The organism is Longimicrobiaceae bacterium, from assembly GCA_035696245.1.
GTDB lineage: Bacteria > Gemmatimonadota > Gemmatimonadetes > Longimicrobiales > Longimicrobiaceae > DASRQW01.
In genome coordinates, this window is sequence record DASRQW010000027.1 from 1 (window position 1) to 8,187 (window position 8,187).

General features: G+C 70.7%; 5 protein-coding genes and 1 pseudogene. All 6 read right to left on the bottom strand.

Translation table 11 applies throughout. The features are described from left to right. Nucleotides 1-36 precede the first annotated feature (36 nt). Complete coding sequence (locus VFE05_01005; protein ID HET6228622.1) at nt 37-276, bottom strand: PspC domain-containing protein; 240 nt, start codon at nt 274-276, stop codon at nt 37-39. Between the two features lie 85 nt (nt 277-361). Beyond that, on the bottom strand, nt 362-1,051 hold the full coding sequence (locus tag VFE05_01010) for an SDR family NAD(P)-dependent oxidoreductase (GenBank protein HET6228623.1): 690 nt from the start codon (nt 1,049-1,051) through the stop codon (nt 362-364). Beyond that, nucleotides 1,048-2,607: a 4-alpha-glucanotransferase gene (gene malQ / locus VFE05_01015; GenBank protein ID HET6228624.1), complete on the bottom strand. Its 1,560-nt coding sequence runs from the start codon at nt 2,605-2,607 to the stop codon at nt 1,048-1,050. The genes VFE05_01010 and malQ overlap by 4 nt, the downstream gene beginning before the upstream one ends. Further along, the gene (locus VFE05_01020) at nt 2,604-3,911 is read right to left on the bottom strand and encodes a hypothetical protein (GenBank protein HET6228625.1); all 1,308 of its coding nucleotides are present in this window, start codon (nt 3,909-3,911) and stop codon (nt 2,604-2,606) included. Before VFE05_01020 ends, malQ begins: the two co-directional genes overlap by 4 nt. Next, on the bottom strand, nt 3,908-7,180 hold the full coding sequence (gene treS / locus VFE05_01025; protein ID HET6228626.1) for a maltose alpha-D-glucosyltransferase: 3,273 nt from the start codon (nt 7,178-7,180) through the stop codon (nt 3,908-3,910). The genes VFE05_01020 and treS overlap by 4 nt, the downstream gene beginning before the upstream one ends. Before the next feature lie 179 nt (nt 7,181-7,359). Continuing rightward, nucleotides 7,360-7,523, bottom strand: a pseudogene (locus VFE05_01030) (tyrosine-type recombinase/integrase). Nucleotides 7,524-8,187: the final 664 nt, after the last annotated feature.

An 8,187-nucleotide genomic window follows, 5' to 3' on the forward strand; every position in this document is an offset into this window, starting at 1 on the left:
CCCCCTACACCGATTTGGTGCATCATGCCTTGTGCATCATTGCACGCGGAAGTCGTTGAGGTTGAACGGTCCGTTGGAGGGCGGTGCCTTGGGCATGATCGCCCAGAGGATCAGGTAGAGGAGGATGCCGGGGAAGGCGGCGGAAAGGGCGGAGAGGATGATGTAGCCGATGCGGAGCCCGCTCGGTGCCCAGCCCAGCCGCTCCGCGATGCCGCCGAGCACGCCCGCCAGGACGCGGTCGTGCGAGCGAGTGAGGCGGTTCGGCGTCTCTTTCATCGGCCGGAGTTGGCGGCTGCGGGAGATGGATCGAGGGGAGGCGGGCATCGGCGGGGAGGCCGATGCCCGCTTTCGTGCCGACGAGCTACAGCAGCACGCGCTCGGCGGTGGCGTCGCCGTCCAGGAGGGAGACGACGGTCTGGGCGATCATCTCCGGGCTGGTCCACTGCGACGGGTCGGCGCCGGGCATGGCGGCGCGGTTGGCCTGGGTGTCCACGGTGCCGGGGAGCAGCACGTTGGCGCGGATGCGCTGCTCGACGTACTCGGCGGCCATCGCTTCGACCATGGTGAGCAGCGCCTGCTTGGATGCGGCGTAGGCGGCCATCTGCGCCGGCTTCTCCACCGCGGCGCGGGCCGAGACGAAGACGAGCGCGCCGCCGCCGCCCTGTTTCAGCAGCTGCCGGAGCGCGGCGCGGCCCACGAGGAAGGCCGAGCGCACGTTGACCTCCATCATTCGGTCCCACACCTCCACCGGCGTCGCGTCCAGCCGCATGCCACCGGCGTAGGCGCCCACCAGGTGCACCACGCCGTCCAGCCGCCCCGCCCACTCCACCGTGCCGTCCACGGCGGCCTTGGCGCCGCGCTCGGTGGTGAGGTCGAGCGCGAAGAAGTTCAGCTTCTGCCCGTACTGCGCCTTCAGGGCGTCCAGCGCGTCTGGCCGGTCGCCCTTGTGCAGGGGCACGGCCACGCGCGCGCCGCTGGCCAGCACGGCTGCGGTGACGGTGCGGCCGATGTTGCCCGCGCCGCCGGTGACGAGGACGACGGAATCGCTCATGGGGCCTGTCTCGTGTGTTGGGTGGGTCCCGCAACCTCGGGTTCGCGCGCGGCCGCGCGGGTCAGCGCGCGCAGGCGGGCGCCCAGCTCGGGCGTGAGCGCTCCCGCGGGGAAGCGCCACGCCCAGTTGCCCTCCACGGTGCCGGGCGTGTTCATCCGCGCCTCGCTGCCCAGCCCCAGCACGTCCTGCAAGGGCACGATGGCGACGGCGGCGGGCGAGCGGAAGACCGCCTCCATCATCCGCCAGTGCACGTCGTCCGCCGATTCGACCGGGCCGGCGACGCGTTCCAGGCCTTCGCGCTCGACCTCGCCCGCGGCGGCGTGCCAGCCGACGGAGGTGTCGTTGTCGTGCGTGCCGGTGTAGGCGACGGACCGCGGCGGGTGGTTGGCCGGGAGATGCGGGTTCAGGTGCGCATCTTCCGCATCCCCGAAGGCGAAGTGCAGCACGCGCATCCCCGGAAGCTCCAGGCCGTCGCGCAGCGCCTCCACCTCTTCGGTGATGATGCCCAGGTCCTCGGCGATGAGGGGCAGCGGGCCCAGCTCGGCCTCGAGCGAGCGGAACAGGTCCGCGCCGGGGCCGGGCATCCACCGGCCGTTCAGCGCGGTCTCCTCGTGCCCCGGGACCTCCCAGTACGACTCGAAGCCGCGGAAGTGGTCGATGCGGGCCACGTCCACCAGCTCCAGGGTACGGCGGAAGCGCTCCTTCCACCAGGCATACCCGCGAGAGCGCATGACGTCCCACCGGTACAGCGGGTTGCCCCAGCGCTGGCCGGTGGCGCTGAAGTAGTCCGGCGGCACGCCGGAGACGACGACCGGGTGGCCCTCGGCGTCCAGCTCGAACAGCTCGCGGTTGGCCCACACGTCGGCGCTGTCGTGGCTCACGAAGATGGGGACGTCGCCGATGATGCGCACCCCCCGCGAGTTGGCATGGCGCCGCAGCGCGTCCCACTGCCGCTCGAAGAGGAACTGCACGAAGGCGTGCCGCTCCACGTCGTCGCGCAGGCGCTCGCGAGCCCCCTCCAGCGCGTCGGCCCGCCGGTCGCGCGCGGCGGGCTCCCACTGCGTCCATCCCGCGCCGCCGTGCTCCTCGCGCAGCGCCATGAAGAGCGCGAAGTCGTCCACCCACGCGGCGTGGCGCCGCCGGAACTCGGTGAACGCCTGCGCCAGGGCGGGCGCCCAACCGGCGCGGAAGGCGCCGTACGCGCGGCGCAGCAACAGCTCCTTCCACCGTCCCGCCGCGCGGAAATCCACCTTGCCGTCCGCCGGAGGCGCGTCGGGATCCTCGATCTTCTCCAGCAACCCGTCTTCTGCCAGCGCGTCCGGGCTCACCAGCATGGGGTTGCCCGCTATCGCGGAGAGCCCGTCGTACGGCGAGCCGCCTTCGCCCACGGGGACGAGGGGGAGCACCTGCCAGAACGTCTGCCGCGCGTCCGCCAGCCAGTCCACGAAGCGGTGCGCCTCGGCGCCCAGGTCGCCGATGCCGGGGCCGGGCAGCGACGTGGGGTGGAGCAGGACGCCGCTGGACCGCCGGTCGAGCAGGTCCGCCGCTGCCGTCACGCGCTCCGCTCCGGGTCCACGGGGAGGATGTACACGACCTCCGCGCGATCCAGCGTCATGCTCTCCGGCACCGCCTCGCCCTCTGCCGGGAAGGTGTCGCGGCACACGCGGAACATCCGGTACTTCGCATCTCCCGTGACGAAGTCGGCCAGGCGGACGTCGCGCGGCTGCGCCCAGACCTTGTTGATGACGATCCAGCCCCGCTGCGCATCTCCCGAATCGCCGTCGCGCCGCTCCAGCACCAGCGTGTCGCCCATCGTGCCGCCCACGGCGCGGAGGACGCCTTCGCCCTGGAGCAGCGAGTGGCGCAGCTTGCACTGGTTCACGCGGCCGATGAAGGGGCGCAGGTCCCACGTGCGCCGCTCCCAATCGCTCGGCATCGTCTCCACCACGTTCATCCGCCGGCGGAAGCCGAATTCGTAGCCAACGGGCATCATCACCCCGGCGGAGAAGGCGGCGGCGAAGGCGTAGCGCTGCCGCTGGACGGCTTCATCCCCCTCCGTCTCGGCCGCCAACCGCTCGGTGTCGTGAGATTCGGGGAAGGCGATGGAGGGCGCGATGTCGCGGAACTGCTCGTGCTGGTCCAGCGCCCACGGCTCGGTGAAGCTCCACCACTTGCTGGAGTTGAAGAAGTAGTCGAAGCCCGCCTCGGCCAGCGCGGCGACGTCTTCCGTCGGCGCCCCCAGCGTCTCCGCGAAGAACTCCGCGCCGGGATCCACCTCCCTCGCCGCGCCGATCAGGTGGCGCCACAGCTCCGCCGGCACCTTGTACGCGGCGTCGCAGCGGAAGCCGCGGAAGCCCAGCGCCAGCCCGTCGCGCACCACCTTCGCCCAGTAGTCCCACAGCGCCTGGCGATCGGTCGCGTTCTCGTTGTCGATCTCCGCCAGGTCGCCCCAGGTGGTGACCTTCGACGGATCGTCGGGATCGACCACGAACGGGCTCTGCACCTGTCCGTTAGCGTCGCGCACGAACCAGCCGGGATGGCTGCCGATGAGGGGCGAGTCCTTGGACGTGTGGTTGACGACCAGGTCCATCATCGGCTTGAGCCCCATCCCGCCGATGATGCCCAGCGCTTCTTTCAGCGGCGCGAGCGACGCGGGGTCCGCGCCGGGCGGCAGGAAGAGCGGGTTCAGCCGGTCCAGCTCCTTGGGCGCGTAGAGGCTGCCGGAGAAGCCGGGGTAGTGCCACGGGTTGAGGTACAGCCAGTTGAACCCCATCTCCCGCGCCCGCGCAGCGTGCTCCGGCCAGCGCGTCGTCGGTCCGACCAGGCGGGGGAAGAGGTTGTAGATGAGAGGCGGTGTCACGCGGCGCCTCCCAGGATGGAGCGGATGCCCAGCACGGGCACCCAGATCCACTCCGGCCGGTTGTTCAGCTCGTAGCCCAGCTCGTACACCGCCTTGTCCAGCTCGAACACGGCGAGCACGCGCTTGAGCGCTTCCGCGTCCGCCGGGACGAAGGGCGCGCCCGCGGTCGCTTCCCGATAGGCGTCGAGGAAAGCCTTCCGCGTCTCTGCACGCCACGCCTCGGACCAGGCTTCGAGCGAGGCGCGGATGCGCATGTCGGTGGTGTCCTGCTCGCGGAACGCCATGCGCACGGCGTAGTCGAACGAGCGAAGCATGCCCGCCACGTCGCGCAGCGGCGACTGCTTGCGGCGCCGGTCGGCGATGGAGCGCGCGGGCTCGCCCTCGAAGTCCAGGACGACCCAGTCGCCGCCCATCCCGCGGTCTGCCCGCAGCACCTGGCCCAGGTGGTAGTCGCCGTGGAAGCGGGTCTTCACCAGCCCCTGCTCGGCCAGCACGCGCAGGTCTTCCATGCGCGCCCCCAGGTCCGGCGCCTGGCGCACCACGGCGGCGAGCTCGTTGAGGATGTGCGCGGGGAAGGCGCCGGGCATCCGGTCCGCCATGCGCCCCACCTCGGCGAGCGTAGCCTCGGCCGAGCGGCGGGCGGAGGCCACGAACGCCTCCACGTCGGCCTGCGTGATGGGCTCCGGCGCGAAGTCCGGCTCGTCCGCCCCGGCAGAGGCGAGCGCGACGTGCAGCTCGCCGGTGACCGTGCCCAGGCGGCGGACGGCGGGCAGGAAGTCGCCCATCATCCGCCTCGTCGCGTCCTGACCGGCGGGGGTGGACGGGTCTGCGGCGCTGCGGCTGGCGGCGGCGAAGTAGCGCGCCAGGGCCCGCTGCGCGAAGGCCCACGCATCTCCCGTGTTGGGCACGTACTCGAACAGCGCCGCGACGGAGGCGGACTCGCCCTCGGAGGGATGGTAGTCGATCCACCCGGCGAGGGCGGGCAGCGCGCGGAAGCCGGTGCGCTCCACCAGGAAGCGCGTCATCTCCAGGTCCGGGTTGACGCCGCGCTCCAGCTTGCGGAAGACCTTGAGGATGAGCTGGTCGCCGTACACGAGCGACGTGTTGCTCTGCTCGGCGGCGATGCGGCGCACGGGGCCGCGAACCTCGTCCAGCCCCTGCACGTCGCCCGTGCGGTGGCCGGTGAAGCGGCCGGCCGAGCCCGCCAGCTCGCGCTCGGCGGCGATGGCGTCCAGCAGCAGGCGCGCGACGCGGCGGTCGGCCAGCGCCTCGTACAGGCGGAACTCGCCCTCGCCGGTGGAATGCGTCAGGATGGGCTCGGCCTCTACGCCGGGCTGCGTGGTCGGCCGCAGGGCGAGCGGCAGCAGGTACGTCTCCCCCTCGCCCTCCGCGAAGCCGACGTCCACGACGGAGAGCAGCATGCGCGGCCCGCGTTCGGGCACCAGCACCGCGTGGTCGCGTAGCGACGCGCCCGCCACCTCGCGCGACTTGCCGCGGAACCAGCGCTGCCCCAGCAGCCACTCGCCGGGAATGGAGCCCACCATGCGCGACAGCGCCTCGGGGCTCTCGAACAGCGCCGCCTCGCGCTCCGCCCACTCGGTGGGCAGTGCCTCGTCTTCCTCGCCCTCCACCCGGGCCGCCCGCAGCGCGAACCAGAAGAAGCCGTAGGGGCTGAGCGTGAGCGCGTACGGCGTCTCGTCCACCGGCAGGAACTCGGTGCTGCCCAGCAGCTCCACCGGCGTGCGGCCGGAGAAGCGGGCAAGGTCGAGCCGCACCGCCTGCGCCGCGCCGGAGAGGTTGTTGACGACCAGGATGGTGTCGCCCTCGTGCTCGCGCAGGTAGGCGAGCACGTGCGGGTTCGCCGGCTCCAGGAACTCGATGCTGCCGCGGCCGAACGCGTGGTGCTGCTTGCGGACGGCGATGAGGCGCTTGGTCCAGTTCAGCAGCGCGTACGCCGAGCGCTCCTGCGCCTCCACGTTGATGGCCTGGTAGCCGTAGACGGAGTCCTGGATGGCGGGCAGGAAGAGCCGCGCCGCCTCGGCCCGCGAGAAGCCGGCGTTGCGGTCCGGCGACCACTGCATGGGCGTGCGCACGCCGTCGCGGTCGCCCAGGTAGATGTTGTCGCCCATCCCCAGTTCGTCGCCGTAGTACACGATGGGCGAGCCCGGCATGGTGAAGAGGATGGAGTTCAGCAGCTCGATCTTGCGCCGGTCGTTGTCCATCAGCGGGGCCAGGCGCCTGCGGATGCCCAGGTTGAGGCGCATCCGCGGGTCGGCCGCGTACTCGCTGTACATGTAGTCGCGCTCCTCGTCCGTCACCATCTCCAGCGTCAGCTCGTCGTGGTTGCGCAGGAACATGCACCACTGGCAATCTGGCGGGATGGGCGGCGTGCGCTGGATGATCTCCACGATCGGCTTCCGGATCCCCTGCCGCACTGCCATGAAGATGCGCGGCATGAGCGGGAAGTGGAACGCCATGTGGAACTCGTCGCCATCGCCGAAGTACGGCCGCACGTCGTCCGGCCACTGGTTCGCCTCGGCGAGGAGGATGCGGCCCGGGTACGTGCGGGCGATGCGGGCGCGGAACTCCTTGAGGATGTCGTGCGTCTCCGGCAGGTTCTCGCAGATGGTGCCCTCGCGCTCGATCAGGTACGGCACGGCGTCGGCGCGGAAGCCGTCCATCCCCTTCTCGAGCCAGAACTCCATCACCTGGAACATCGCCTCCTTGACCTCGGGATTGTCCCAGTTCAGGTCCGGCTGGTGGGCGAAGAACCGGTGCCAGTAGTACTGCCCCGCCACCGGGTCCCAGGTCCAGTTGCTGGGCTCGGTGTCGGTGAAGATGACGCGGGCGTCGCGATACGGTTCGTCGGTGTCGCTCCACACGTACCACGCGCGCTCCGGCGAGCCCTTGGGAGCGCGGCGGGCGCGCTGGAACCAGGGGTGCTGGTCGCTGGTGTGGTTCAGCACCAAGTCGGCGATGACGCGCAGGCCGCGGCGGTGCGCCTCGTCGATGAAGGCCTGGAAGTCCTCGAAGTTCCCGTAGCTGGGGTGGATGTTGTAGTAGTCGGCGATGTCGTAGCCGTCGTCGCGCAGCGGTGAGGGATAGAACGGCAGCAGCCAGATGGCGTCCACCCCCAACCCCTGCACGTAGTCCAGCCGCTGGATGAGGCCGCGGAAGTCGCCCACGCCGTCGGCGTTGCTGTCCTGGAAGGCTTTGACGTGAAGCTCGTAGAATACGGCGTCCTTGTACCAGAGCGGATCGGCACTCACTGGACGGGCTCTCCTGGTGGGCTGGACGAACGTGCGGGCGGCGGCGCGCCATCTCTCTTCGCGTTCAAGCTACGGTGAAGCGGCCCGCGGCGCTGCACGAAGCGTTCCGACCAGCCCACAGCCCCCTGTGGCCCGCTCTCGCACTGCCCGCCTTCCACCCTCGGCCGGTGTCCAGCCGTTCAGCCGTGGTCGAGCGGACTGCGTACCGTCCGGCCGCCGCGGTTCAGCACGTGAGGTAGATCATGGTGGTGCCTACGTCCACGTGGCCGAGCAACTCCTGCACGGTACCGATGTCGGCCCCATCTTCCAGTAGATGCGTGGCGAAGGAGTGGCCCAGCGTGTGGCAGCCGCCGCCGTGGCGATCCCGGCCGGGCGAACGGCGCTGCCGACGGTCTCTGGATAGAGAACCCGGAGACGTGCCGGCGGCGGAGCCCCGAACGACGGTCGATCGACAGCTTGCTGGACGCAGGCTGAAGTGCTTCAGGCGTGCGGTTTGCCTCATCAGGTGCAGGAGCTTGGGTCGGTCATTGGGGACGTGGGCGTCAAGGGAGGTGAGTTTGGAAATGCTGCACTCTATTTCCAGATAATCCGCTCAGCAAGAGCGTTATCCTGCCACTGCGCGTGCATGGCCGAATGCCGGGACGGCAGCACGCGGCGCAGGAGGTGGCGCGGGTTCGATTTACGGAGCTTGCCCTTCGGGGCTGCGCGTATTATCTGGATAGGAGTGGAATCCACGATGGGTGCCCGACGCGCAGATTATCCGGAATTCCGCCCAGTGAACAACCAGTTGGGCGCCGCCGGTACAAGCCTCGAAGCGGGGCACTCGGCGCGGCAACAGGTTTTCGTTCGCGGAGCCCTCGCCGAGGCATTCGTGCCGTGAGCCCGCCGCGCGCCCGGTGCTGAGGCACTTCGGCTATGCAGGTGCGGCGCAGCTCTTCTGTGCGAGCCGCCGGAAAACACGAGATCGAGGCGCGCTACGCCGGTGCGCATCACCCTCGCAGCCGGCG